Origin of the sequence: Clostridioides sp. ZZV14-6009, assembly GCF_020658095.1 — a bacterium.
GTDB lineage: Bacteria > Bacillota > Clostridia > Peptostreptococcales > Peptostreptococcaceae > Clostridioides.
In genome coordinates this window covers 180,331-207,101 of record NZ_JAGWDG010000004.1, presented here as the reverse complement: position 1 = coordinate 207,101, position 26,771 = coordinate 180,331, and the positions used below count along the sequence as shown (strand labels likewise).

Sequence of the window (26,771 nt, the reverse complement as noted above, 5' to 3'; positions counted from 1 at the left end):
AATGGAGGATTTAACGAGATATAGAAATAAAATTGATGATATAGATAAGGAACTTGTCAAATTATTTGAAAAAAGGATGAATATAGTTCTCGAAATTGCTAGGCATAAAATGAGAAATAATACTACTATACTTCAAAAAGATAGAGAAGAAAAAGTATTGAGTAAAGCAGTAAATAATCTAGAAGATAAAAAATATTCACAAGAGACTGTGCAATTTTTTAATTCAATAATGGAAGTTAGTAAGAATTTGCAAAAAAGATTAATAGATAATAATGTAGAGGAAAAAAATGAAAATAGTTCAAATTCATTAAATGAAAATTTTGATTTGTTAAATATATATAAATATAAATCAGTAAAAAGCGAACTTAATAAAAAAAATCTCCTAGTAGGGTTTCATGGTATGTCAGGTTCATTTACAGAAGAAGCACTAACAAAATTTTTTAATACTAAAATCATAAAAAAACAATTTAAAGAATTTGAAGATGTCTTTATAGCACTTCAAAATAAAGAAATAAATTATGGAATAATACCTATAGAAAATTCGTCTACAGGAGCGATTTCTGAGACTTATGACCTTTTAGGAAAATATGGATTTTATATAGTTGGAGAAGAATGTATAAAAATAAATCAAAATTTAATTGGGATAAAGGGTACAAAGCTTGAAGATATTAAAGAAATATATTCACATCCACAAGGAATAGGTCAAAGTAGTGAATTTTTAAAACAAAATAGTCAATGGAAATTGATACCTTTTAATAACACAGCAACTAGTGCTGAACTTGTTAAGAGACTTCAGGATAAAACAAAGGCAGCAATTGCTAGTAAAAAAGCTGCAAAGATTTATGGATTAGAAATAATAAGTCCATGTATAAATGATATGACAGACAATTATACTAGATTCGTGGTAATTAGTAATGAGATACACATTGAAGAAGAGTCAAACAAGATGAGTATCGTATTTTCTGTTGAGCATGAAGCTGGAAAGCTTTATAAAATACTTGGATACTTTGCTGAAAACAATATAAATATGACAAAAATAGAATCAAGACCAATGAAAAATGCTTCTTGGAGATATTTCTTTTATATAGATTTCGAATGTTCTATATATGATTCAAAAGTATGTAGTTTGTTAGACATGATAGAACGTAATACAGCATACTTTAAATTTATCGGTGTATATAGAAATAAAATTGAATAGATAAATATAATTTTTTATTTAAACAGAATGATTAGGAGGTGTAAAGATGAATTTTTTTGGTCTAATAGGTGAAAAGCTATCTCATAGTGTTTCCCCTCAAATTCATAAGAGGTTATTTGAAATATTGAATATTGAAGGTGCTTATAAGAACTTTGAGATTTCAAAAGAAAATATACCAATGTTGGATGATGCTATAAAATTATTGGGAATCAAAGGTGTAAATATTACTGTCCCATATAAAGAAAGAGTCATGGAGTTTTTAGATTTTATATCTCCAGAAGCAAAGCGTATAGGGGCAATTAACACAATTTTACTTAAAGAGAACAAATTATATGGCTATAATACAGATTATTTTGGACTTGATATTATGTTCAAAGTAGCTAATATTGATATTCAAGGAAAGACAGCTGTTATATTAGGTACTGGCGGTGCATCTAAAGCAGCCATTACATACCTTCTTGATTCTGGAATAGGTAAAGTTTATGTTTCAACTAGAAAAAAAGATAATAAAAAGCTATCAAATAATTCAGCTATATTAATAGATTATGAAGAGCTTAAGAATATAAAAGGAGATATAATATTAAATGCAACTCCAGTAGGAATGTATCCTAATGTAGGAGTATCACCTGTCCCAAAATCTATTATACAGAATTTTGATATGTTAGTAGATTTGATTTACAATCCTAAAAAAACTTATTTTTTAGAAATTGGTCAGAGTCTAGGTAAAAAAACGTGTGATGGATTATATATGTTGGTTGGGCAAGCAGTAAAGTCTCAAGAAATATGGCAAAATATTAAAATAGATAGTGGTGCTTTAAATATTATATATGAAGAAATAAAATTAAACTTTTTATAGGGGGATTGATTATGATAAACAAAGAAAAGGTAATATTAATAGGTATGCCGGGTAGTGGAAAAACTACAATTGGAAAACTTTTATCACAGGAATATAATTGTAGTTTTTGTGATATGGATGATTATATAAATAAAATATCTCAAAAAAGTATAGCAGAGCTATTTTTGGAAGGAGAAGATGTTTTTAGAAATTATGAAACACAAGCATGTAGAGAACTTTCTGCTAGTGATAAAACAGTAGTTTCTACTGGTGGTGGTGTAATAAAAAAAGATATTAATATAGAGATACTCAAAGAAGTAGGAATAATACTTTTTATTAATAGACCTATAGAAAAAATTTTAGAGGATATAAATATTAATTCAAGACCTTTATTACAAGATGGAAAAGAGAAATTATATAATCTTTATAATGAAAGGATAAATCTTTATAAAAATGCTGCAGATATAGAAATTTTAAATGCTAAATCATTAAATGATGCTGTATATAATATCAAAAATGCAATTAATAAAAATCTTAAATTTGAATTTAACGAAAAAATAATCTAGGGGGAAATAAGAATAATGAATATTGTTGTTGTAGGATTAGGAGTTATAGGAGGTTCTTTTGCTAAGGCATTAAAAAAAGCTGGATATGAAGATGTGTTTGGAGTAGATATAGATTCTGAAACTCTGAAAAAAGCAGAAGAGTTAAAAATTATCAAAAAAGGATGTACTACAGGTAAGGAGTTTTTTAAACAAGCTGATTTGATTATATTGTCTATATATCCTAGATTAATTGTAAATTTTTTAGAAAATAACAAAGAATTTTTCAAAAAAGGAACTATAATTACTGATACCACAGGAATAAAAGAAGTTCTTATAAATGATGTCTTGAAAATTATTCCAGATGATGTAGATTTTATATTTGGTCATCCAATGGCAGGTAGAGAAAAAAAGGGAATTGATTTTGCTAGCGATGAGGTATTTAAAAAAGCAAATTATATAATTACTCCAACTGGCAGAAATAATATAAAAAACTTAGAGTTTGTTGAGAATTTAATTTTAGAAATAGGTTTTAAAAGAGTAAAAAAATTGACTGCACAAAAACATGATGAAATGATAGCTTTTACATCTCAGTTACCTCATGTAATGGCAGTTGCTCTTATAAATAGTGACGAAGAAGGTAGAGATACAGGTAAATTTATTGGAGATAGTTATAGAGATTTAACTCGTATTGCAAATATGAATGAAGACCTATGGAGTGAACTTTTTTTAGGAAACAGAGATAATTTATTAAAATGTATAGAAAATTTTGAGATAGAAGTAAATTTAATAAAAGAGGCTATCTTTAATAACGATAAAAATAAACTAGTTGAATATTTTAAAACATCTTCAATAAGAAGAGAACATTTGGAAAAATAGAAACCTTCATATAAGCTATATAAATTTAAAAGTACATGTCAATGGGTATAAATATAAAAAATAGCATATTTAATTACATTAGTAACTATAAGACTAATATGATTAAATATGTTATTGTTGTATTTATACCCTTTAAATTTATTATTCCATAAGTAATATATTTATTTAACTTGTTCTTTATTAACAATTTATGAAACTCAATTGTAAAAAAGAGTTTTTAATAGTAAAATAAAGTGAATCAACTAAATATAACTAATTGAGAGGGTGAGGTGTAGCCACTTGAAATACAGTAGGCAAATATTAAAAAGTATATTAATATCATTTATAGTAGTATTCTTTTTTAGTGTATTTGCGTTTTTTTATATAAGTAATATGGATGATGTACTTGAATATGAAACAAAAAATTACTTGTCAGAAATTAGTGAAGAGAGTAAAATTGCAATTAATAGTAAATTAAAAAGTAATTTAAACGAATTGGAAAATATTTCTAAGCTTTTAGAAATAGAAGATAAATTTGATTTAGAAGAAACTTTGAAAATTTTGGAATCATATAATAAAAATAGCAACTATAATAACATTGGTATGATTTTACCGAATGGTAAAGGTTATGCTAAAGGTATTTTTGGAACAGATTTTTCAGATAGGGATTATTTTAAGTTGGCCATTAAAGGTACAGCTAATATATCAAAGCCCCTAATAGATAAAGATACTGGAAAATTGACTAAAACATATGCAGTCCCATTATACAATAATGGTAAAATTGTTGCTGTTATTGCAGCTGATTATGATGTTGAGTTTGTATCTGAATTTTTGTCTATTTCAACCTTTAATGGTGAAGGTTTTTCGCTTATATGTGATAGCAATGGTGAAATAATCATTCCATCTTATCATAAAAATTCAAATTCAAATATTACAAATCTTTCACAAGTTAATTTTAAAAAAATATTTACTTTTAAAAATATGAAAATATCAGATAAAGGCGTAGTAGAGGCTAAAGAATCAGGAAAAGAATTTTATATGGCATATACTTCTTTAGGAATAAATGATTGGTTTATAATATCAGTCGTTCCAAAGATGGTCGTATCTAAAAAACTAAATAATTTAATGATAATTACAATTATTGGATGGATTATACTTTCATTTTTGTTTTTAGGTGTTATACTGTACATATTATATTCAAAAGCAAAGAGTCAAAAAACTATAGAAAAAATGGCATATACAGATTTTGTAACTGGTTATTCAAACTGGCGAAAATTTGAGTTAGATGTTAGAAATCTGCTAAAGAAAGCATCACAAAATGATAAACATGCAATGGTTATATTTGATATTGATAAATTCAAAGCAATTAATGATATATATGGTCATAAAAAAGGAAACTCAATTTTAAAAGATATTGCGGATACATTAGATAGTATAACTCATAATAATGAAACTTTTGCTCGTGTGAGTTCTGATAATTTTAATATGTTGTTATCGTATGACACAAGAGAAGATATAATAAATGTTATTAAAAAAATCATTATCAATAATGATGTTGTAAACTTATCTTTTGGAATATATGAAATTAAGGATAAGAGCTTATCTATAAGTGCATATAGTGATAGAGCTTCACTTGCTAAATTATCAATAAAAAATAATAGAGATATAAATTTTGCTTTTTTTAATGACGAGCTAAGAGATAAGTTATTACTTGAAGATAAAATAGAAAAAAAGATGGAATATGCACTTGAAAATAATCAATTCATAATGTATTTACAACCAAAATACAATATTAAATCAGAGAAATTCTGTGGAAGTGAGGCACTAGTTAGATGGCAATATACAGAAAAAGAATTTATATATCCAAGTGATTTTATTCCTATATTTGAAAAGAATGGGTTTATTACAAAAATTGATATGTACATATTAGAACAAGCTTGTAAAGAAATTAGAACTTTATTTGATAAAGGTATTTCACCTTTACCTATATCTGTAAACTTTTCAAGAGTTGATTTTTTTAAAAAAGATTTTATTACAAAAATAGTTAATATATGTGATAAATATAAAATACCATATAGTTTAATAGAAATTGAAATTACTGAATCTAGTATGTTTGGAGATACGGATACTCTGTTTGAGGTAAGTAGAAGTCTACAAGATATTGGATTTATACTTTCGATGGATGATTTTGGGTCAGGATATTCTTCTGTGAATATGCTTAAAAATATACCTTTAAACGTAATTAAACTAGATAGAGGATTTTTTATTGATGATAAGAATATTGATAAAAGTCAAATTGTCATAAAAAGTATAGTTTCGCTTATTAAGCAATTGGGAATAAGAGTAGTTGCTGAAGGAATTGAAACTAAAAGTCAGGTAGAAATGTTAAGAAAAGCAAATTGTGATATTATTCAGGGTTATTATTTTTCAAAACCATTACCAGTTAAAGAATTTGAAAAATTAGTCTATAAAATATAGGTCAATGAATTTTAATTTGGAGGTGGTAAGTAAGTGATAAGAGCAAAATCGTTAAAAAGCGCAATGAGTATTATTTTAATATTTTTATTCACAATAATTTCTTTTTCTGATTTTGCATTTAAAACTAATGTTCAAGAAGAAGAAAACAATAGAGTTAATTTAAAAGAAATATCTTTACAGAGCTCTAATGCCATAAAAATAAAACTAGACAGTTCATTATCATTTGTTAAGAGTGTAGCGAATATGGTTTCATATTTTGATACTATAGATAATCCTGAGATAATTCCATTGTTGGCTAAAATATCAAAGGAATCTGATTTTCAAAGAATTTCTATTGCTTCTCCTGATGGAAGAAGTCATACTAGCGATGGAAAAGTTGTTGATATATCAAATTATAAATATTTTAAGAAAGCAATTAGTGGAGATAGTAATATATCTGAAGTAGTAAAATCTCCTATTGATGGGAAGGATACTTTTGTTATAGCTACACCTGTATATAAAAACAATAAAGTTATTGGTGTTTTATATGGTTCATACTATAATGACAAGTTAGCTGAATTTATTGATATAACAAGTTTCAATAGTGAAGGATATATAGATATATTTGAATCTAGTGGACAATTTGTTTTGAAATCTTCACATACAAATGCTATAGTTGGAGCAAGTAGTAATATATATGATATATTCAAGGAAGCTTCTTTTGATATTGGTTATAGCTATAAAAAAGTATATGAAGATACAAAACATAAAAAGAGTGGCTTTATTTCATATAAATATAAAGGTAAAGAACGTTATGCAACATATACACCAATAGGTGTAAATGACTGGTATGTCCTTTCAGTAATACCACAATACACTGTAAGAAAAAATATTGATAAAATAAATCAATTAGCATTTTCTTTAATTTGTAAAGTGTTCTTATTATTTATTGTACTAATAATATATATCTTTTATAAAAATAATAAATCGCAAAAGCATATTCTAAAAGCTAATAAGGAAATATCATCTATTACAAATAGCATTCCTGGAGGAGTTCAAAAATGTACTGTTGATGAAAAATGTGAGTTTGAATTTTTAAGTGATGGATTTGTTGATTTATTTGGTTATACAAGAGAAGAAATAAAAACACTATTTAATAATAGTTTTTATAAAATAATACACAAAGATGATGTTGAAAGAGTAAAAAAAGAAATTTCTGAACAACTCTATAAAAATAAAACCATTGAATTGGAATACAGAGTTATAACTAAAAGTGGTGATACAGTATGGATAGCTGATAAGGGGGAACTTATAGTAGAACCTAATGGTAAAAAATATCTTTGTTGTGTTACAGTAGACATTACTAAAACAAAACAATTAGAAAAAGAGATGGAACAAAAGAATTTAGAACTTGAAATGGTATCAGAAAATATATTAGGTGGAATACTTATAACAGAATTTGATGAGGATTTTACTATACAATATGCTAACTCTGGTTATCTATCAATGATTGGATATACACGTAAACAGTTAGAAGAGGAACTTCAATATAAATCATGTAATCTTGTTTTTTATGATGATAGAAAAAAGATTCTTGAAAATATAAGGCATCAGTTGATTATTGGAAATATTGCTGTAGGTGAACATAGAATAAAAAAACGCAATGGTAATATTATATGGGTTTCTCTCAAAGGAAGGCTCATTACTGATAGCGATGGTAGTAAAAAAGGAATTTGGATTTTAACTGATATAACTGATTTAAAAAATGCAGAACAAAAACTCAAAATTAATGAAGAAAGATTTAGAATTGCATTAAATCAAACATCAAATATTATATTTGAGTATGATATAAATACAAAATCGCTTGTAAATACTAATAAGAGCATGGGAAATTATAATATTGATAAAATAAATGAAAATGTTCCTTACTCTTTAGTTGAAGCGGGAATTATTTATAAAGATTTTAGTGAAGATTTTATAAAAATGTATGAGAAGATAATAAATGGAGAAAAAACTGCAAGTTGTGTTGTCAAAATAAGAGTTCCAGATGAAGGCTACATATGGAACAAAATTACACTAACTACTATTTTTGATGAAGATGGTAAACCTATAAGAGCTATTGGGATACAAGAAGATATAAGTGAACAAAAAGAAGCAGAAATAAGATATAATCAAGCAGACAAATATCATTCTGCTATATTATCAGAAGCGATAATAACCTATGAAATAAATGTATCAAAGGATATTTTTATAATGGGAAATGAAAATTGGTATCAACAATTTGGAATTAAACCAAGTAATGACTACTCTGAAATTGTGAAGTCTATATCAGAGACTGTTATTCATAAAGATGATAAAGAAGTATTTTTAAATACATTTTTATGTAAACATTTATTAGAAGCCTATAAAAATAATATAAGTGAAATAAAGTTAGAATATAGAAGAATGAATCAAGATGATAAAATGATTTGGGTGCTTTGTACAATGCATTTAATAAAAGATTCTATTACGAATGATATAAAAGCACTTGCTTATATTAAAGACATCGACGAACAGAAAAATGAAGAAATCAAATTAAAATTAAAAGCTGAAAGAGATACTTTGACGGGATTATATAATAAAGGTACTACAGAAAATCTTATTAAAGATTTTCTAAATTCAGAAGAATCAAATTCGGGGATTCATGCTTTCTTTATTATTGATATAGATAATTTTAAATCAATAAATGATAATTTAGGACATGTTTTTGGAGATAAAGTTCTGTATGAAGTTTCTAAACAATTAAAGCCTATATTTAGAAGAGATGATATAGTGGGGCGTATTGGTGGTGATGAGTTTATAGTATTCTTAAAGAATATACAATCTTTTGAAAATGCTAAAAGTAAAGCAGATAAAATATGTAATATATTTAGAAATTCTTATACTGAAAATAAAAAAACGTATAAGATATCTGGTACAGTTGGAATTTCATTTGTACCAGAACATGGAACTGTATTTGAAGAGCTTTATCAAAAAGCAGACATGGCACTTTACTATGCAAAGAGTAAAGGGAAAGATAAGTATGCACTTTATAATGATTGCATATGTGAAAATAAACTCGAAACTAATATAAGTAATGATAGCGTGAAAGAAGAAAATCTTAAAGAGGAAATTGAATATGAGGATTCTAATCTATCACTAAAAGAAGTTCTTGATTCTATTGATAATTATATATATATAGTAAATACGAATACTTATGAACTTCTTTTTGTTAATAACAAGGTCTCAAGTTTAGGTTTAGAAATAAAAATAGGAGATAAATGTTATAAGTCGTTATTAAAATCTAATATTCCTTGTAATAATTGTCCGATTAATGGATTAAAAGAAAATAAAGATTCAAAATTTAAAACGGAGACAAATATATTTGGAGAAAATGTATCGATGGCAAGTTGGATTAATTGGATAGATGGAGAATATAACTGTCTTATAGAGTGCATAGATATTTCTTTATATAAAAATAAAAACAAATAAAAAGGATTATGGAAATATGATTAATTTAATATTGGGTTTAATATTTATAATTTACTATTTCTATCTTAAAATAGTTTTTGGTGGTATTTCATTTAGTGGATTTTTCTTAGTTATAGGAACGCTATTAATTGTTTATCAAATCTTAAAAAAGAAAATTAAAGAAAAGAAGGTTTTTTATAAAGTGATAAAAATACTAATTATTGTTTTCTTAATAGTATTCATAATTACTGAAAGCTTAATAATCTTTTATCCTAAAAATAGTTTTGAGACAAAAAGTGATTATCTTTTGATTTTAGGAGCTTCTGTAAAAAAGACTACGCCAAGTACTACATTAAAGGGAAGATTAAACACTGCTTTAAAATATTTAAAAGTTAATAATGAGTGCTATGTAGTAGTATCAGGTGGTAAGGGTAATGGAGAAAATATAACTGAGGCAAAAGCTATGAAGGATTATCTTGTTAAAAATGGTATAGATAATAATAGAATAATAGAAGAAGATAAATCTACAAATACTTATGAAAACTTTAAATATTCAAAGCTAAAGATAGAAGAGCATAGTAGAAAAAGAATAAAAGATATAAAAGTAAAAATTGTAACAACTGATTTTCATGTTCTTAGAAGTAAAATACTAGCATCTAGAAATGAATATAAAAATATTGCTTTTTACGCTAGTAAGTCAAAGCTTTCATTTGTTCCGACATATTATACAAGAGAATTTTTTGCAATATGGAAAACAATTGTTTTTGATAGATGAAAGTGATAGGCGACAAATAAAAATACTAGATATAAATCATAAATTTATATCTAGTATTTTTTATGTAAAAACCCAATAATTATAAAGGAATCCAAATGGTCTGACTCTTGGTTTATTATCTTCAACTGTAGTAAAATAGAAGATTGGATTTTCTTTAAAAAAATTCATTATTTTTTCCGTAACTAAACCCCCTTTATATTTTATATTAATATTATGAATATAAAATAAATATTCATAATATTAATATAAATCACTACGAAAATAATTGTAAGTTTATCTTGACTATTTAAAAATATAAATGAAGCTTTCAAAATCCATTTAAGTTTACATAATATAAATATAGTTAACTTTTTAGGCACATTTATAACCCAAGCATCTAATTACACATTTAAATGGATTTTAAGGAATTTTATATGGGATAGGTATAAAACACCGCATGATTTTATAGAATGTATTTAAAATCTAAAATACAAAGAGGTAAATTTTAGATGAAATTTATAAAAAATAAAATTTATGAATTTAATTAAAAAATTAAAAGCGAAGTTTGTTAAAATAAAAAAACAGAAACGCAAATATTTTCGATGGAAATTTATGTAGTATAACTAATTTTTAATTTAAAAAGAATTTGAATGGAAATAAAATTAGATGAACTCTTTATGATAGAAATATGGTATAGCTAAAACAAAAAAATTATAAAGTATAAATAATTCAATGCAAAAACTATTTAGAGTAATAAATTAATATGTTTGATTTCTATAAATTTTAAAAATATAAATACAAAGATAATGTTTATGAGAATCATAAAAAGAGGAAAAATCAATAAAAAAATCCAAAAAAATTACTGACATTTCACTGACAAATAAATAAATTATATTTATGTAAGTATTGAAAAAGCTGCATTTATAAAAAAAGGCATAAAATAGTATATTTTATGCCTTTTTTTTATAAATATATGGATATATACTATTTAAAATATAGTAACACATATTCATTATATTTAGAAAAGAATTTTATTCCTATTGTATATGAGGAGAATACTATTTTTTTATATTGGAATAATAATAGTAAATCTATAATATAGAAAAGAGGTATTTATAGTATGCATGAAAATAAAAAGAATCTATTAGATGGAAGCTTAGCTCAATATAATGATGCAGCAGTACCAAAAATACCAGTATTTGCTGGTAATGATATAACTTCAGAAGTTTATTATTTTAAACCTAATCAAGTTCTTAATGCCCATAGACATCCTAATGGTGAACAAATATTTGTTTTCTTAAAAGGAGCAGGGAAAATGAAACTTGGGGAACATGAATGTGATGTAAAAAAAGGTGACACTGTTTTTGTGCCAACAGGAGAATGGCATGAAATTACTAATGGAAGCAATGAGGAAATGGTTGCTGTTCAAATCACAAAAATCAATGCTGGAGCAGAATACAGAGGATAGATATATAGGTATTCTTACAATACTTTGATTTCTATTTTTTAATATAAACTTTAATCTCACTTATAAAAAGAGTCTTTTAAAAGACTCTTTTTATAAGTTTTGTAAGCTTTTAGTTAAAATTGATACATATTTATTTTATATTTTTTATTGCATTATTTGCAAACTCAGTGTTTACGATGTCTTTATAAGGTGCTTCTTTATCTAATTCCTTAGCTTCTTTCATAACATCCATTAGTTTATTTAGGCCTTCTTCTTTTAATACAGGGTTTTGAGACCATGCATCTATTGACTTATATCTATCTACAACTGTTATTAAATCTTCTAGAGAGATATCTTCAAAGAAAGGTTGCATAGCTTCTGCGATTTCTTTACTAGGAGCTTTTTGAACCCATAATTGACCTCTATAAACAGCATTTGTAAATCTTTGAATTAAATCTTTGTTATTTTTCATGTAAGATCTAGTAGTAGAGTAAGCTGTAAATGGTATTTCTCCAGAATCTTTTCCTATAGATGTTACTATATATCCACTACCTTCTTTTTCCATAGCAGTTGCTGTAGGTTCAAATGCTGTTGTAAAGTCACCTTCACCACCTGCAAAAGCTCCAGCCATTACTCCAAATTGGTAATCAGTTTGTTTATAACATTGAAACATACACTTAGTCCTTTGGTATGGTAGGGTATAGTATTAAAGAAAAGTCATCGCATTTTTGATTAGGTTCTTTTTTATATACAGCATGGTCAATCATAGTTTTAAGTAATATATTTTTTAGATAAGGTTCTTTCTCTTCTGTGTATTCTCTTAAGACTTTTTCAAGTTGAGGAATGATTTGCATTCTAACAGTACTTTTTTTCTTTGCTATCTCAATATCTATATTTACTTTATTTATAGAACTTTTAACATCTTCTATGCGTGATGTAAGTATATTTGAACGTTCTATAAATACATCTGAACTATATATTCCTTGTTCTAAAAAATCATGTAATCCTCCCTTTTGCTTTTTTAGGTACTCAAGCTCTTTTTTTAAACCTGTTAAAGTACATTTTAAATTATCTTCAAATTTATCTTTAAAAGTAACTTCTTCCTGTTTTAAAGATAGCTTATAATCTGTTAGCCATTTACTTAAAACATCTAAAACTTTATTTTCTAATATGTATAATTTAGTAGATTTATTTTTACAATTAGTGCAGACTATATATTTCTCATATCCACTTGATGTTGTATTAGATTTTGCAACTAAAGTATAGCCACAATATCCACATTTTATAATTCCAGCTAGAGGATTGGTTATTTTACTGTTTGGAGTAGGTGAGTTACTGCGTTTTTTTCTTATATATTGTGCTTTATTCCATATTTCTTCGCTTATTATTGGTTCGTGTTTTCCTTTTGCTTCCATTTGTTCATCAATACCTCTAGTTCTACTAGAATTTCTTTTCCTCTCAACTTTATTCCATACTATGTATCCGCAATATACTTTATTTTTTATAATATCCCTTACACCTTTTTCATACCAAGTTCTACCTGTTGTGGTTTTATAACCAAGTTCATTTAGATACTTTGATATTTTACAGGCTCCAACTCCTTTTAGATACATATCGAATACTATTTTAATAACATTTGCTTTATCTTTATTTACTACAAGTATTCTTTCTTTGTTGTTTAAGTATTTAATATCATATCCATAAGGAGGAGACTGAGCAATAAACTTACCTTCTTCAATGCTTTTAATTTTTCCTCTTTGCATACGCCTAGATATTAACTTTAATTCCTTGCGAGCCATAAAAGCTTCAAATTCGGAATATTCTTCATCAAATTCATCATTTAAATCATAGGTTTTTCTAGGAGTAATAATTTTTGTTTTGGATTTTTTAAATGTATCTAATATCAACCCTTGATCTTGCATATTCCCACGTCCTAAGCGGTCAATATCCATTACTAAAACAGCATCATAATTATTATTTTTAACTTCATCTAGTAACTCCAACATCTTAGGTCTATATTCTATACTTTCTCCAGAAATAAGCTCTTCCTTAATATCAATTACATTTAAGTTTTGTTCTTTTGCTAGTTTTAGTAGAGTTGTTTTATGTCTACTTAAGGTTTCAAACTCGCCTCTGTGTTCTGCTTCTTCATCAGCCCTGCTTTTTCGTAAATAAATAGAAACATTCATTAAATCACACTCCTTGAATATATTATATTCAGCAGTAAACTGATTATATTTAAAACATAAAAAATAAACATGTAAAAAATAGATTTTATCTTTTAACATGTTTATTTTGACAGATATCAGAATTTTTATTTTTGAAACAGAAATTTACATTTTTATAAATTTCAATCTTATATTTTTATATAACTTAAATTTAAAACTACTTTTTTATAACAGGTATCCATACTTCAAACTTAGCATTTTGTGGGTCTGGATTTAAGTAAAGTTCAATATCAGGACCATTTTCATACTCATATCCAGAAGTAGGTAACCATTCTGTTACAATACGTTTTTCTAGTTCTTGTATCGCTTGTGGGCATTGTCCTTCTCCAGAAAATATTGCCCAAGTAAAAGATGGAATAGTGTATTCATCTAATGTATCATCTATGGACGCTGTGCTTGCAACAGAGATAAAGTATTTCCACTCTTCTGAATCATTACACACACTTACACCTAATACACCTTTTAGTTGGCTATTCATCATAGGTAGTAGTTTTTGAATGGTTCCATCTAATGCAGATTGTTGCCACATTTTTGGAACAATCTCAAAGTTTTTTTCTAACTCAGTGTGAAGGCGTTGAGATACACCCACAATACGAAATGCTTCTTTCTTTTCAATTCTATAATTCATTTCTTCAGCTCCTTTTATAGTAATTTTAAAGCTAATTGGAGGAAAGGCCTTCAAGTTTATTGTTTCTTCTTTTTTTATAATCGATGGTGCAATACCATGGATACTTTTAAATGCACGATTGAACGCTGTTGGAGAAGAGTATCCATATTTTAAAGCTATATCAATTATTTTTTTATTATCATTTTGTAATTCTACAGCAGCCAAAGACATTCGTCTGCGTCGAATATACTCAGAAAGAGGTACATCTGCCATATAAGCAAACATTCTTTGAAAATGATATGTAGAACAACAAGCTATTTTTGCCAGTTGTTCATATTCAATTTCTTTTGTTATATTTTCTTCAATATAGTTAATTGCTTTGTTTAATCTTTCAATCCATTCCATAAAATCAGCTCCTTATACTTTTTATAATACGTATTTTTAAATAATTCTTCCTCTCTTTTTATGCACAAATTAACTAGCATAATAAAGTATAAATTTAATATTAAAAATTAACTTAAGTATTAAAGTTATTAATTATATAACTTTTTTATATTTAGTATATCATAGTTTAACACTTAATTTTATTAGAACATAATAGTTTTAATTTGATATATATCACCTCTAATTAAATACTTAATTGTATAGATGATTTTGGTTATATATTGATATTTTTCACAATTTATACTAATCAAGTATTTATAAATATTAATTGAGAATAGGACAATTTTTAATATACATAAAATGTAAAAAGGGAGGGGATTTGCATGCCAAAGATAGAAAAAGATTTGGATGGTACAACTACTATAACATACCTTGTTGATGATGTAGATGTTCCAACAGACGATAATGGTTATAAAATATCCATGACAGTACTACATGGAAATACTGTATGCCATGTAGTATCTCCTGAAACAATCCTAGGAAGAAAGTTTACAATAGAGGAAAAACGGGATAAAGATGATATAATATATGAAGCAATAGAAAAAATAATGATAGATAGACAATTAAAAGTACAAAACTCAAATAAAGAAGTTGCTAGTAATTAGCACTTCTTTATGAAATAAAGTAGGACAAATATCTTTAAAAACTTAATATTAAAACTACAAAATCTAATTTATAATAAATCTTTAATTAATAATATACTTATTGAGACTTTGATTATATATGATAATTTTATTATTTATAAAATATTGTTAAGATTTGAAATATCAATGTTATTTTAAAATATTTTTAAAATTTAATTTATTACATAAAATAAAATTGATATACATTTATCTTTGGGTATTAGAAGAAAAGCAGAGAGCTAGAAAATTTTATGAAAAACATGGATTTTATTGTAATAATGATGTACATACTATTGAGATTATGGATAAAAAAATTACTGATGTACGATACATTTATACTTTTAAATAAAAGATAGACTTTATATAAACTGTACCTTAAATTATTTTTATCATAATAACATACCTTCATTACAATATTTAATATTGAAAATCAAATATATTTATTAAAAATAAAAGCTTTCTCTAAGTTTGTGAAATGTTTGGAGATAGCTTTTATTTTTTTGGACAGTATATAAATTTCAAATCATTGTTGATAAATATTAGAAAGTATTTTTTTAATACTGACTTTTTGAAGCTTTAAATCGTTATATAAGATAGTAAAAGTAATTTATACTATATAAATCAAATTTATAAGGATAAAATTACTTGAAGTTTTCAATTTACAAAATACTAAGGAGGAAGATTATGAAATTTGATATAATGGAGTTATTTGTGTATGGATTACCAATATGGGTAATAGTTAGAGTAATTTCACTTATAAATAAGTATAAGAATAAGGAAAAGTATATTTTTTTGAAAGAAATAATTGTTAATCTATTTGTTCTTTATTTATTTATATTAATAAGTTTAGTTATCTTGCCAATAGATACAAATGAAAGCTATTTTTCGGGATTTACTATTTATGAAAAAATGAATATAAATCTATTACCATTTAAAGATTTTTTAGAGGGTGAATATAAAAATATAAATCTTCTAAAAAATAATTTAGTTGGAAACACCTTGTTGTTGTTCCCATTTACATTATATCTATGTTTAATAAAATCAAGTGTAAGAAATATTAAAAAGGCAATTGCAGTTACCTTTTTAATATCATTATCAATAGAAATTATTCAATTAATCATGAACTGCTTATCTATAGTTTCACAGTTAAGGGCTGTAGATATAGATGATTTGATAATGAATACTTTAGGTGGTTTTATTGCATACATTATATTTAAATTGTCTTATCGAGGAAAGCTTAAATATTTTATAGACAAGATATACATAAATAAGGAATTAAATAGTAACTCAAAAGAGGTTCTTGAGGATGATATTAAAAGTTATAAACACGATACTTTAAGAGAGGATAATTAAATTATAGTCAATGCTTAGTTTTATATATTATATTTAAATTTAAAATAGTTATCTATAAAAATTTGATGATAAATAAAATAAAGAATAAATAAGGTATTATCTAAAGGTGCAAAGTTACTTAAAGATTACCTTTGTTTTTAAATGTAAAATAATAAATTAAATTTTTTAATACTGACTTTTCTTTAATTTAAATCGTTATATATAGTGACGGAGGTGATAATAGTGAGTGATGCTAGGATTATAGCACAGATAAAAGCAGGTAAAAAAGAATTGTTTGATACTTTAATTGAAAAACATTATAATAGCGTCTATTGTTATTGTTATCGCCATGTAGATAATCAAATGACTGCACAGGACTTGACTCAAGATGTATTTGTAACAGTTATAAAAAATATAAGTAATTATAAACATTATGGTAAATTTGAAAATTATTTATATGTTATTGCTAGAAATAAGTGTAAGGATTTTTGGAAGAAAAAACAACCCATCTATTTAGAGTCACTAGACAAAGAGGAGTCTAAGCAAGAATTAGTAGATATAGAAAACAAAATATTTGTAAAAGAAGCTTTGACTAAATTGCCAGAAGTAGAATTTGAAGTAGTAATTTTGCGGTATTATCATGATTTAAAATTTAAGGATATTGCTAAGATTATGAATTCAAGTGTATCTGTTACAAAGTATAGGATAAATATGGCCTTAAAAAAATTAGAAACATATATGGAAGGAGGTAAACTATGAACAAGAAAAAAATTAAAAAAAGCTTAATGGAGTATACAGTTCCTAAATATGAAGCTTCAGCTTTTGAAAAGACTATTGAAACCATACATAAAATAACATTTAGTAATACTGATAAAAGAATGAATAGTATAGATTTTTTTATGTCTCAAATTGGTTTTATACGAAAAAGAACTTGGATTATGCAATTTCTAGTGTTATGTACAATATGTGTATTGCTATTCAATACATCAAGAGATAATAACTCATTTTATGAGATGTTAGCCTTGGTTTCTGTAGCAGCTCCACTTTTTATATTGACCAATATAGAGGAGATAGCAAAAGTATATAATAATAGTGTATTGGAAATAGAATTTTCAACAAAAAATACATTACATAAAATTATTGCTACTAGAATGATTGTTTTTGGAGTAAGCGATTTATTATTTATGTGCGTTATCTTATTACTAGCAAAACAAATAATTGATATCAATATCTTGTATATAATAATTTATATATTAGTACCTTTTAACTTAATGTGTATTGGATGCTTAGAAATTATAAATAGAAATAAAGGTAAGTATACAAATTACTATTGTATGATTTATGGTATATCTCTTGTCTTGTTAATATTTATGCTTGGTACTTTCAAAAATAGTATATATCAATTTGAAGCAATAGACCAATGGTTAATTATTTTTTTAGTAACATCAGTAATATTAATATATGAAATAAAAAAAACATGGAAACATCTTTGTTCATTTGAAAACATTATCATTTAAATAATAAATAACAATATACAGTATTAGGAGGAATTGTATGGAACTGAGTTTAGAACGTCTAACAAAACAATATGATAACAAAATTATAGTAGATAGGATAGAATTCAAGCTAAATGAAGGTATATATGGATTATTGGGAGAAAATGGAGCAGGAAAAACAACTCTTATAAGAATGATTTGTGGGGTATTAATCCCAACTTCTGGAGAAGTGAAGGTAGATGGTAAAAATAATTTAGATATGGGAGAAGATTTTAGAGATATGATTGGATATCTTCCTCAAGACTTTGGATATTATCCAGACTTTACTGCAAAAGAGTTTATGTTATATATAGCTTCATTAAAAGGGTTAATTCCTAGCTACGCAAAAGAAAAATCACAAGAATTATTAGAGATGGTTGGATTATCAGGTGTAGTTAATAAAAAAATAAGAACATTTTCTGGTGGTATGAAACAAAGACTTGGATTTGCTCAAACGTTACTTAATGACCCTAAAATTTTAATACTAGATGAACCAACAGCAGGTTTGGACCCAAAAGAAAGAGTCCGTTTTCGTAATTTGATTTCAGAATTTTCTAAGGAAAAGATTGTAATTTTATCTACTCATATTGTATCTGATGTAGAACATATTGCAGATAAAATTTTAATACTGAAAAAAGGAAATCTCATTTTGGAGGGCTCAGTAGAAGCAGTAACATCGAAAATAGAAGATAAAGTATGGAAATGTGTGGTTAATAAAAATGAAGTAGATTATATGACTGGTAAATATTGTTTAGCAAATATTCATCACTCTGGAGGTGTTGCCACTCTTAGAATTATAAGTAATACAAAGCCACATGATAATGCATGTAATATAAGGCCAACATTAGAAGATTTATATTTATATTGTTTTAATGAAGTACTATAAATGTGTGTGAGGTGATAAATATGTCTACATTAATTAAATTTGAATTAAAAAAGATAATAAGAAGAAAATCTACAATAGCAGTTATTTTAGGAAGTTTGGTTTTAAGTATATTTCTTTTTGCCTTAATGCCACTTAAAGAAAAATCTTATGATGATAATGGAAAAGAGTATAGAGGTCTACAAGCTATTGAACTTGGAAAACAACAATCTAAATTAAACGAGGGATACATAACAGATAAAAAAGTAGAAAACTCAATCAGAAAATATCAAAAGATATTTAATAATCCAAATAATATTGTAAAAGATGAAAATGGTTTTTCAAATTTTAAACAAGATGTTTATTTGAGATTCTTTTACCCAAATAAAACTTTTTATAACTTTATAACAGAATCATATAGTGAACCAAATGATATTAATTCTATGATACTTCAATCAATATCATTAAAAAATAGAACTAATTTTTATAAGTTTAGAAATGAAAAGGTAAATACAATATTAAATAGTGAATATTCAGATGGAAATTATACACAAAAAGAAAAAGAGTTTTGGTTATCTAAGAATAAGAAAATAAATGAACCCTATTTAAATGGATATTATGAAGGATGGAATTATTTTTTACTGGGTAGAGACCTACTAATTTTTACTATATTAGCTATATGTATAAGTATAGCTTCTGTATTTTCAGGAGAATATCAATCAGGCACTGATTCAGTGATATTGTCTTCTAAATATGGAAAAACAAAAGTTATAACAGCTAAAATAATAAGTTCCTTTCTATTTGGTACAATTGTTTTTACAATAAATACAATTATATCTATTGGAATTCTTCTATTGTCTTTTGGAGTAGATGGATGGAATTTACCATTACAACTTACTGTAAGCTCAACACCATACCCAGTTACATTTTTACAGGCAACTTTATTGAGTATTTTGGTTATCTATATGATATTAATAGCATTAATTGGATTTACACTTTTATTATCCTCTTGCATGAAATCGCCTTTTCCTGTTTTAATTACAGATATAGCGTTACTATTTATACCACTGTTCTTAAAATATAGTGAGACAAATTGGCTATATAATCAGATTCTTCGAATTTTGCCATCAAATGCTATTTCATTCTCATTTTCTGAGTATATAAACTACAGATTTGGAAGCTTAATAATAGATTTACCTACAATGATTATTTTTACAGGTTTAATATTATCAATTATTATTTTACCTTTTATTAAGAATAACTTTAGAAAACATCAAGTTAGTTAAAATACATAATATAAAAATATATAAAAATAATAACATAAAAAAGATATAAACGAAGAATTCTTCATTTATATCTTTTTTAGATTATATTGAAATTAAACTTAGTAATAATTATATAATATGTATTTTAGATGCTATAAATCACAGTTATAAATAGACTGATTTTTGGTAATCAGTTTGTTTATAACATTGAAACATACACTTAGTCCTTTGGTATGGTAGGGTATAGTATTAAAGAAAAGTCATCGCATTTTTGATTAGGTTCTTTTTTATATACAGCATGGTCAATCATAGTTTTAAGTAATATATTTTTTAGATAAGGTTCTTTCTCTTCTGTGTATTCTCTTAAGACTTTTTCAAGTTGAGGAATGATTTGCATTCTAACAGTACTTTTTTTCTTTGCTATCTCAATATCTATATTTACTTTATTTATAGAACTTTTAACATCTTCTATGCGTGATGTAAGTATATTTGAACGTTCTATAAATACATCTGAACTATATATTCCTTGTTCTAAAAAATCATGTAATCCTCCCTTTTGCTTTTTTAGGTTCTCAAGCTCTTTTTTTAAACCTGTTAAAGTACATTTTAAATTATCTTCAAATTTATCTTTAAAAGTAACTTCTTCCTGTTTTAAAGATAGCTTATAATCTGTTAGCCATTTACTTAAAACATCTAAAACTTTATTTTCTAATATGTATAATTTAGTAGATTTATTTTTACAATTAGTGCAGACTATATATTTCTCATATCCACTTGATGTTGTATTAGATTTTGCAACTAAAGTATAGCCACAATATCCACATTTTATAATTCCAGCTAGAGGATTGGTTATTTTACTGTTTGGAGTAGGTGAGTTACTGCGTTTTTTTCTTATATATTGTGCTTTATTCCATATTTCTTCGCTTATTATTGGTTCGTGTTTTCCTTTTGCTTCCATTTGTTCATCAATACCTCTAGTTCTACTAGAATTTCTTTTCCTCTCAACTTTATTCCATACTATGTATCCGCAATATACTTTATTTTTTATAATATCCCTTACACCTTTTTCATACCAAGTTCTACCTGTTGTGGTTTTATAACCAAGTTCATTTAGATACTTTGATATTTTACAGGCTCCAACTCCTTTTAGATACATATCGAATACTATTTTAATAACATTTGCTTTATCTTTATTTACTACAAGTATTCTTTCTTTGTTGTTTAAGTATTTAATATCATATCCATAAGGAGGAGACTGAGCAATAAACTTACCTTCTTCAATGCTTTTAATTTTTCCTCTTTGCATACGCCTAGATATTAACTTTAATTCCTTGCGAGCCATAAAAGCTTCAAATTCGGAATATTCTTCATCAAATTCATCATTTAAATCATAGGTTTTTCTAGGAGTAATAATTTTTGTTTTGGATTTTTTAAATGTATCTAATATCAACCCTTGATCTTGCATATTCCCACGTCCTAAGCGGTCAATATCCATTACTAAAACAGCATCATAATTATTATTTTTAACTTCATCTAGTAACTCCAACATCTTAGGTCTATATTCTATACTTTCTCCAGAAATAAGCTCTTCCTTAATATCAATTACATTTAAGTTTTGTTCTTTTGCTAGTTTTAGTAGAGTTGTTTTATGTCTACTTAAGGTTTCAAACTCGCCTCTGTGTTCTGCTTCTTCATCAGCCCTGCTTTTTCGTAAATAAATAGAAACATTCATTAAATCACACTCCTTGAATATATTATATTCAGCAGTAAACTGATTATATTTAAAACATAAAAAATAAACATGTAAAAAATAGATTTTATCTTTTAACATGTTTATTTTGACAGATATCAGAATTTTTATTTTTGAAACAGAAATTTACATTTTTATAAATTTCAATCTTATATTTTTATATAACTTAAATTTAAAACTACTTTTTTATAACAGGTATCCATACTTCAAACTTAGCATTTTGTGGGTCTGGATTTAAGTAAAGTTCAATATCAGGACCATTTTCATACTCATATCCAGAAGTAGGTAACCATTCTGTTACAATACGTTTTTCTAGTTCTTGTATCGCTTGTGGGCATTGTCCTTCTCCAGAAAATATTGCCCAAGTAAAAGATGGAATAGTGTATTCATCTAATGTATCATCTATGGACGCTGTGCTTGCAACAGAGATAAAGTATTTCCACTCTTCTGAATCATTACACACACTTACACCTAATACACCTTTTAGTTGGCTATTCATCATAGGTAGTAGTTTTTGAATGGTTCCATCTAATGCAGATTGTTGCCACATTTTTGGAACAATCTCAAAGTTTTTTTCTAACTCAGTGTGAAGGCGTTGAGATACACCCACAATACGAAATGCTTCTTTCTTTTCAATTCTATAATTCATTTCTTCAGCTCCTTTTATAGTAATTTTAAAGCTAATTGGAGGAAAGGCCTTCAAGTTTATTGTTTCTTCTTTTTTTATAATCGATGGTGCAATACCATGGATACTTTTAAATGCACGATTGAACGCTGTTGGAGAAGAGTATCCATATTTTAAAGCTATATCAATTATTTTTTTATTATCATTTTGTAATTCTACAGCAGCCAAAGACATTCGTCTGCGTCGAATATACTCAGAAAGAGGTACATCTGCCATATAAGCAAACATTCTTTGAAAATGATATGTAGAACAACAAGCTATTTTTGCCAGTTGTTCATATTCAATTTCTTTTGTTATATTTTCTTCAATATAGTTAATTGCTTTGTTTAATCTTTCAATCCATTCCATAAAATCAGCTCCTTATACTTTTTATAATACGTATTTTTAAATAATTCTTCCTCTCTTTTTATGCACAAATTAACTAGCATAATAAAGTATAAATTTAATATTAAAAATTAACTTAAGTATTAAAGTTATTAATTATATAACTTTTTTATATTTAGTATATCATAGTTTAACACTTAATTTTATTAGAACATAATAGTTTTAATTTGATATATATCACCTCTAATTAAATACTTAATTGTATAGATGATTTTGGTTATATATTGATATTTTTCACAATTTATACTAATCAAGTATTTATAAATATTAATTGAGAATAGGACAATTTTTAATATACATAAAATGTAAAAAGGGAGGGGATTTGCATGCCAAAGATAGAAAAAGATTTGGATGGTACAACTACTATAACATACCTTGTTGATGATGTAGATGTTCCAACAGACGATAATGGTTATAAAATATCCATGACAGTACTACATGGAAATACTGTATGCCATGTAGTATCTCCTGAAACAATCCTAGGAAGAAAGTTTACAATAGAGGAAAAACGGGATAAAGATGATATAATATATGAAGCAATAGAAAAAATAATGATAGATAGACAATTAAAAGTACAAAACTCAAATAAAGAAGTTGCTAGTAATTAGCACTTCTTTATGAAATAAAGTAGGACAAATATCTTTAAAAACTTAATATTAAAACTACAAAATCTAATTTATAATAAATCTTTAATTAATAATATACTTATTGAGACTTTGATTATATATGATAATTTTATTATTTATAAAATATTGTTAAGATTTGAAATATCAATGTTATTTTAAAATATTTTTAAAATTTAATTTATTACATAAAATAAAATTGATATACATTTATCTTTGGGTATTAGAAGAAAAGCAGAGAGCTAGAAAATTTTATGAAAAACATGGATTTTATTGTAATAATGATGTACATACTATTGAGATTATGGATAAAAAAATTACTGATGTACGATACATTTATACTTTTAAATAAAAGATAGACTTTATATAAACTGTACCTTAAATTATTTTTATCATAATAACATACCTTCATTACAATATTTAATATTGAAAATCAAATATATTTATTAAAAATAAAAGCTTTCTCTAAGTTTGTGAAATGTTTGGAGATAGCTTTTATTTTTTTGGACAGTATATAAATTTCAAATCATTGTTGATAAATATTAGAAAGTATTTTTTTAATACTGACTTTTTGAAGCTTTAAATCGTTATATAAGATAGTAAAAGTAATTTATACTATATAAATCAAATTTATAAGGATAAAATTACTTGAAGTTTTCAATTTACAAAATACTAAGGAGGAAGATTATGAAATTTGATATAATGGAGTTATTTGTGTATGGATTACCAATATGGGTAATAGTTAGAGTAATTTCACTTATAAATAAGTATAAGAATAAGGAAAAGTATATTTTTTTGAAAGAAATAATTGTTAATCTATTTGTTCTTTATTTATTTATATTAATAAGTTTAGTTATCTTGCCAATAGATACAAATGAAAGCTATTTTTCGGGATTTACTATTTATGAAAAAATGAATATAAATCTATTACCATTTAAAGATTTTTTAGAGGGTGAATATAAAAATATAAATCTTCTAAAAAATAATTTAGTTGGAAACACCTTGTTGTTGTTCCCATTTACATTATATCTATGTTTAATAAAATCAAGTGTAAGAAATATTAAAAAGGCAATTGCAGTTACCTTTTTAATATCATTATCAATAGAAATTATTCAATTAATCATGAACTGCTTATCTATAGTTTCACAGTTAAGGGCTGTAGATATAGATGATTTGATAATGAATACTTTAGGTGGTTTTATTGCATACATTATATTTAAATTGTCTTATCGAGGAAAGCTTAAATATTTTATAGACAAGATATACATAAATAAGGAATTAAATAGTAACTCAAAAGAGGTTCTTGAGGATGATATTAAAAGTTATAAACACGATACTTTAAGAGAGGATAATTAAATTATAGTCAATGCTTAGTTTTATATATTATATTTAAATTTAAAATAGTTATCTATAAAAATTTGATGATAAATAAAATAAAGAATAAATAAGGTATTATCTAAAGGTGCAAAGTTACTTAAAGATTACCTTTGTTTTTAAATGTAAAATAATAAATTAAATTTTTTAATACTGACTTTTCTTTAATTTAAATCGTTATATATAGTGACGGAGGTGATAATAGTGAGTGATGCTAGGATTATAGCACAGATAAAAGCAGGTAAAAAAGAATTGTTTGATACTTTAATTGAAAAACATTATAATAGCGTCTATTGTTATTGTTATCGCCATGTAGATAATCAAATGACTGCACAGGACTTGACTCAAGATGTATTTGTAACAGTTATAAAAAATATAAGTAATTATAAACATTATGGTAAATTTGAAAATTATTTATATGTTATTGCTAGAAATAAGTGTAAGGATTTTTGGAAGAAAAAACAACCCATCTATTTAGAGTCACTAGACAAAGAGGAGTCTAAGCAAGAATTAGTAGATATAGAAAACAAAATATTTGTAAAAGAAGCTTTGACTAAATTGCCAGAAGTAGAATTTGAAGTAGTAATTTTGCGGTATTATCATGATTTAAAATTTAAGGATATTGCTAAGATTATGAATTCAAGTGTATCTGTTACAAAGTATAGGATAAATATGGCCTTAAAAAAATTAGAAACATATATGGAAGGAGGTAAACTATGAACAAGAAAAAAATTAAAAAAAGCTTAATGGAGTATACAGTTCCTAAATATGAAGCTTCAGCTTTTGAAAAGACTATTGAAACCATACATAAAATAACATTTAGTAATACTGATAAAAGAATGAATAGTATAGATTTTTTTATGTCTCAAATTGGTTTTATACGAAAAAGAACTTGGATTATGCAATTTCTAGTGTTATGTACAATATGTGTATTGCTATTCAATACATCAAGAGATAATAACTCATTTTATGAGATGTTAGCCTTGGTTTCTGTAGCAGCTCCACTTTTTATATTGACCAATATAGAGGAGATAGCAAAAGTATATAATAATAGTGTATTGGAAATAGAATTTTCAACAAAAAATACATTACATAAAATTATTGCTACTAGAATGATTGTTTTTGGAGTAAGCGATTTATTATTTATGTGCGTTATCTTATTACTAGCAAAACAAATAATTGATATCAATATCTTGTATATAATAATTTATATATTAGTACCTTTTAACTTAATGTGTATTGGATGCTTAGAAATTATAAATAGAAATAAAGGTAAGTATACAAATTACTATTGTATGATTTATGGTATATCTCTTGTCTTGTTAATATTTATGCTTGGTACTTTCAAAAATAGTATATATCAATTTGAAGCAATAGACCAATGGTTAATTATTTTTTTAGTAACATCAGTAATATTAATATATGAAATAAAAAAAACATGGAAACATCTTTGTTCATTTGAAAACATTATCATTTAAA

General features: G+C 25.3%; 23 protein-coding genes and 1 pseudogene. 19 read left to right on the top strand and 5 right to left on the bottom strand.

Annotated features, from left to right (window positions below; all coding sequences use genetic code 11):
- Position 1 precedes the first annotated feature (1 nt).
- The 9 genes and pseudogenes from pheA to KGF36_RS08235 all read left to right on the top strand — a co-directional run bounded on the left by pheA (position 2) and on the right by KGF36_RS08235 (position 11,601).
- Positions 2 to 1,198: a prephenate dehydratase gene (gene pheA / locus KGF36_RS08270; RefSeq protein ID WP_227854674.1), complete on the top strand. Its 1,197-nt coding sequence runs from the start codon at positions 2 to 4 to the stop codon at positions 1,196 to 1,198.
- Positions 1,199 to 1,244: 46 nt separating this feature from the next.
- Positions 1,245 to 2,054: a shikimate dehydrogenase gene (gene aroE, locus KGF36_RS08265; protein WP_227829929.1), complete on the top strand. Its 810-nt coding sequence runs from the start codon at positions 1,245 to 1,247 to the stop codon at positions 2,052 to 2,054.
- Positions 2,055 to 2,065: 11 nt separating this feature from the next.
- Entirely contained in the window at positions 2,066 to 2,599 is a 534-nt protein-coding gene (locus KGF36_RS08260; protein WP_227829928.1) for a shikimate kinase, read from the top strand.
- Positions 2,600 to 2,614: 15 nt separating this feature from the next.
- Positions 2,615 to 3,454, top strand: coding sequence for a prephenate dehydrogenase (locus KGF36_RS08255; protein WP_227829927.1), 840 nt, complete (start codon positions 2,615 to 2,617; stop codon positions 3,452 to 3,454).
- Between the two features lie 372 nt (positions 3,455 to 3,826).
- Positions 3,827 to 4,504, top strand: a pseudogene (locus KGF36_RS20430) (cache domain-containing protein); the annotation flags it as partial.
- Between the two features lie 54 nt (positions 4,505 to 4,558).
- Positions 4,559 to 5,911, top strand: a complete 1,353-nt coding sequence (locus KGF36_RS20425; RefSeq protein ID WP_413840484.1) for a putative bifunctional diguanylate cyclase/phosphodiesterase — start codon at positions 4,559 to 4,561, stop codon at positions 5,909 to 5,911.
- 33 nt (positions 5,912 to 5,944) lie between these two features.
- Complete coding sequence (locus KGF36_RS08245; RefSeq protein WP_227829925.1) at positions 5,945 to 9,400, top strand: PAS domain-containing protein; 3,456 nt, start codon at positions 5,945 to 5,947, stop codon at positions 9,398 to 9,400.
- A 16-nt stretch (positions 9,401 to 9,416) separates the two neighbouring features.
- A complete protein-coding gene (locus tag KGF36_RS08240; RefSeq protein WP_227829924.1) occupies positions 9,417 to 10,154 on the top strand; it encodes a YdcF family protein in 738 nt (245 codons plus the stop codon).
- Between the two features lie 1,099 nt (positions 10,155 to 11,253).
- Positions 11,254 to 11,601, top strand: a complete 348-nt coding sequence (locus KGF36_RS08235; RefSeq protein ID WP_227828086.1) for a cupin domain-containing protein — start codon at positions 11,254 to 11,256, stop codon at positions 11,599 to 11,601.
- A gap of 130 nt (positions 11,602 to 11,731) precedes the next feature.
- Here the strand turns inward: KGF36_RS08235 and KGF36_RS08230 are convergent, their stop codons facing one another.
- The 3 genes from KGF36_RS08230 to KGF36_RS08220 form a co-directional block, all read right to left on the bottom strand.
- Positions 11,732 to 12,253 (bottom strand): hypothetical protein, encoded by a 522-nt coding sequence (locus tag KGF36_RS08230; protein ID WP_227854673.1) that lies wholly within the window; start codon positions 12,251 to 12,253, stop codon positions 11,732 to 11,734.
- Positions 12,254 to 12,257: 4 nt separating this feature from the next.
- Positions 12,258 to 13,769, bottom strand: a complete 1,512-nt coding sequence (locus tag KGF36_RS08225) for a recombinase family protein (RefSeq protein WP_227854672.1) — start codon at positions 13,767 to 13,769, stop codon at positions 12,258 to 12,260.
- A 196-nt stretch (positions 13,770 to 13,965) separates the two neighbouring features.
- A complete protein-coding gene (locus KGF36_RS08220) occupies positions 13,966 to 14,820 on the bottom strand; it encodes an AraC family transcriptional regulator (protein WP_227854670.1) in 855 nt (284 codons plus the stop codon).
- A 362-nt stretch (positions 14,821 to 15,182) separates the two neighbouring features.
- On the opposite strand from KGF36_RS08220, the gene KGF36_RS08215 reads away from it, so the two are divergent.
- The 6 genes from KGF36_RS08215 (at position 15,183) to KGF36_RS08190 (ending at position 20,497) form a co-directional block, all read left to right on the top strand.
- Positions 15,183 to 15,464 (top strand): hypothetical protein, encoded by a 282-nt coding sequence (locus tag KGF36_RS08215; RefSeq protein WP_227854669.1) that lies wholly within the window; start codon positions 15,183 to 15,185, stop codon positions 15,462 to 15,464.
- Positions 15,465 to 16,166: 702 nt separating this feature from the next.
- Entirely contained in the window at positions 16,167 to 16,835 is a 669-nt protein-coding gene (locus KGF36_RS08210; RefSeq protein ID WP_227828081.1) for a VanZ family protein, read from the top strand.
- A gap of 222 nt (positions 16,836 to 17,057) precedes the next feature.
- Positions 17,058 to 17,573 (top strand): RNA polymerase sigma factor, encoded by a 516-nt coding sequence (locus KGF36_RS08205; protein WP_227828080.1) that lies wholly within the window; start codon positions 17,058 to 17,060, stop codon positions 17,571 to 17,573.
- Positions 17,570 to 18,331, top strand: a complete 762-nt coding sequence (locus tag KGF36_RS08200) for a hypothetical protein (protein WP_227850356.1) — start codon at positions 17,570 to 17,572, stop codon at positions 18,329 to 18,331. Before KGF36_RS08205 ends, KGF36_RS08200 begins: the two co-directional genes overlap by 4 nt.
- A 37-nt stretch (positions 18,332 to 18,368) precedes the next feature.
- The gene (locus KGF36_RS08195; RefSeq protein ID WP_227828078.1) at positions 18,369 to 19,235 is read left to right on the top strand and encodes an ABC transporter ATP-binding protein; all 867 of its coding nucleotides are present in this window, start codon (positions 18,369 to 18,371) and stop codon (positions 19,233 to 19,235) included.
- A 20-nt stretch (positions 19,236 to 19,255) separates the two neighbouring features.
- Entirely contained in the window at positions 19,256 to 20,497 is a 1,242-nt protein-coding gene (locus tag KGF36_RS08190; RefSeq protein WP_227854668.1) for an ABC transporter permease subunit, read from the top strand.
- A 199-nt stretch (positions 20,498 to 20,696) separates the two neighbouring features.
- Here the strand turns inward: KGF36_RS08190 and KGF36_RS08185 are convergent, their stop codons facing one another.
- The gene (locus KGF36_RS08185; RefSeq protein WP_227854671.1) at positions 20,697 to 22,208 is read right to left on the bottom strand and encodes a recombinase family protein; all 1,512 of its coding nucleotides are present in this window, start codon (positions 22,206 to 22,208) and stop codon (positions 20,697 to 20,699) included.
- Between the two features lie 196 nt (positions 22,209 to 22,404).
- Positions 22,405 to 23,259, bottom strand: coding sequence for an AraC family transcriptional regulator (locus KGF36_RS08180; RefSeq protein ID WP_227854670.1), 855 nt, complete (start codon positions 23,257 to 23,259; stop codon positions 22,405 to 22,407).
- A 362-nt stretch (positions 23,260 to 23,621) separates the two neighbouring features.
- Between KGF36_RS08180 and KGF36_RS08175 the strand changes: the two genes are divergently transcribed.
- The 4 genes from KGF36_RS08175 to KGF36_RS08160 all read left to right on the top strand — a co-directional run bounded on the left by KGF36_RS08175 (position 23,622) and on the right by KGF36_RS08160 (position 26,770).
- Entirely contained in the window at positions 23,622 to 23,903 is a 282-nt protein-coding gene (locus KGF36_RS08175) for a hypothetical protein (RefSeq protein ID WP_227854669.1), read from the top strand.
- Positions 23,904 to 24,605: 702 nt separating this feature from the next.
- Entirely contained in the window at positions 24,606 to 25,274 is a 669-nt protein-coding gene (locus tag KGF36_RS08170; RefSeq protein WP_227828081.1) for a VanZ family protein, read from the top strand.
- Positions 25,275 to 25,496: 222 nt separating this feature from the next.
- Entirely contained in the window at positions 25,497 to 26,012 is a 516-nt protein-coding gene (locus KGF36_RS08165) for an RNA polymerase sigma factor (protein ID WP_227828080.1), read from the top strand.
- Positions 26,009 to 26,770, top strand: coding sequence for a hypothetical protein (locus KGF36_RS08160; RefSeq protein WP_227850356.1), 762 nt, complete (start codon positions 26,009 to 26,011; stop codon positions 26,768 to 26,770). Before KGF36_RS08165 ends, KGF36_RS08160 begins: the two co-directional genes overlap by 4 nt.
- Position 26,771 lies beyond the last annotated feature (1 nt).

What these genes read in the sequence shown, in the direction of transcription:
- pheA (WP_227854674.1), top strand. Translation starts at nt 2, where the DNA reads ATGGAGGATTTAACGAGATATAGAAATAAAATTGATGATATAGATAAG.
- aroE (WP_227829929.1), top strand. Translation starts at nt 1,245, where the DNA reads ATGAATTTTTTTGGTCTAATAGGTGAAAAGCTATCTCATAGTGTTTCC.
- KGF36_RS08260 (WP_227829928.1), top strand. Translation starts at nt 2,066, where the DNA reads ATGATAAACAAAGAAAAGGTAATATTAATAGGTATGCCGGGTAGTGGA.
- KGF36_RS08255 (WP_227829927.1), top strand. Translation starts at nt 2,615, where the DNA reads ATGAATATTGTTGTTGTAGGATTAGGAGTTATAGGAGGTTCTTTTGCT.
- KGF36_RS20425 (WP_413840484.1), top strand. Translation starts at nt 4,559, where the DNA reads ATGATAATTACAATTATTGGATGGATTATACTTTCATTTTTGTTTTTA.
- KGF36_RS08240 (WP_227829924.1), top strand. Translation starts at nt 9,417, where the DNA reads ATGATTAATTTAATATTGGGTTTAATATTTATAATTTACTATTTCTAT.
- KGF36_RS08235 (WP_227828086.1), top strand. Translation starts at nt 11,254, where the DNA reads ATGCATGAAAATAAAAAGAATCTATTAGATGGAAGCTTAGCTCAATAT.
- KGF36_RS08230 (WP_227854673.1), bottom strand. Translation starts at nt 12,253, where the DNA reads ATGTTTCAATGTTATAAACAAACTGATTACCAATTTGGAGTAATGGCT.
- KGF36_RS08225 (WP_227854672.1), bottom strand. Translation starts at nt 13,769, where the DNA reads ATGAATGTTTCTATTTATTTACGAAAAAGCAGGGCTGATGAAGAAGCA.
- KGF36_RS08220 (WP_227854670.1), bottom strand. Translation starts at nt 14,820, where the DNA reads ATGGAATGGATTGAAAGATTAAACAAAGCAATTAACTATATTGAAGAA.
- KGF36_RS08215 (WP_227854669.1), top strand. Translation starts at nt 15,183, where the DNA reads ATGCCAAAGATAGAAAAAGATTTGGATGGTACAACTACTATAACATAC.
- KGF36_RS08210 (WP_227828081.1), top strand. Translation starts at nt 16,167, where the DNA reads ATGAAATTTGATATAATGGAGTTATTTGTGTATGGATTACCAATATGG.
- KGF36_RS08200 (WP_227850356.1), top strand. Translation starts at nt 17,570, where the DNA reads ATGAACAAGAAAAAAATTAAAAAAAGCTTAATGGAGTATACAGTTCCT.
- KGF36_RS08195 (WP_227828078.1), top strand. Translation starts at nt 18,369, where the DNA reads ATGGAACTGAGTTTAGAACGTCTAACAAAACAATATGATAACAAAATT.
- KGF36_RS08190 (WP_227854668.1), top strand. Translation starts at nt 19,256, where the DNA reads ATGTCTACATTAATTAAATTTGAATTAAAAAAGATAATAAGAAGAAAA.
- KGF36_RS08185 (WP_227854671.1), bottom strand. Translation starts at nt 22,208, where the DNA reads ATGAATGTTTCTATTTATTTACGAAAAAGCAGGGCTGATGAAGAAGCA.
- KGF36_RS08180 (WP_227854670.1), bottom strand. Translation starts at nt 23,259, where the DNA reads ATGGAATGGATTGAAAGATTAAACAAAGCAATTAACTATATTGAAGAA.
- KGF36_RS08175 (WP_227854669.1), top strand. Translation starts at nt 23,622, where the DNA reads ATGCCAAAGATAGAAAAAGATTTGGATGGTACAACTACTATAACATAC.
- KGF36_RS08170 (WP_227828081.1), top strand. Translation starts at nt 24,606, where the DNA reads ATGAAATTTGATATAATGGAGTTATTTGTGTATGGATTACCAATATGG.
- KGF36_RS08160 (WP_227850356.1), top strand. Translation starts at nt 26,009, where the DNA reads ATGAACAAGAAAAAAATTAAAAAAAGCTTAATGGAGTATACAGTTCCT.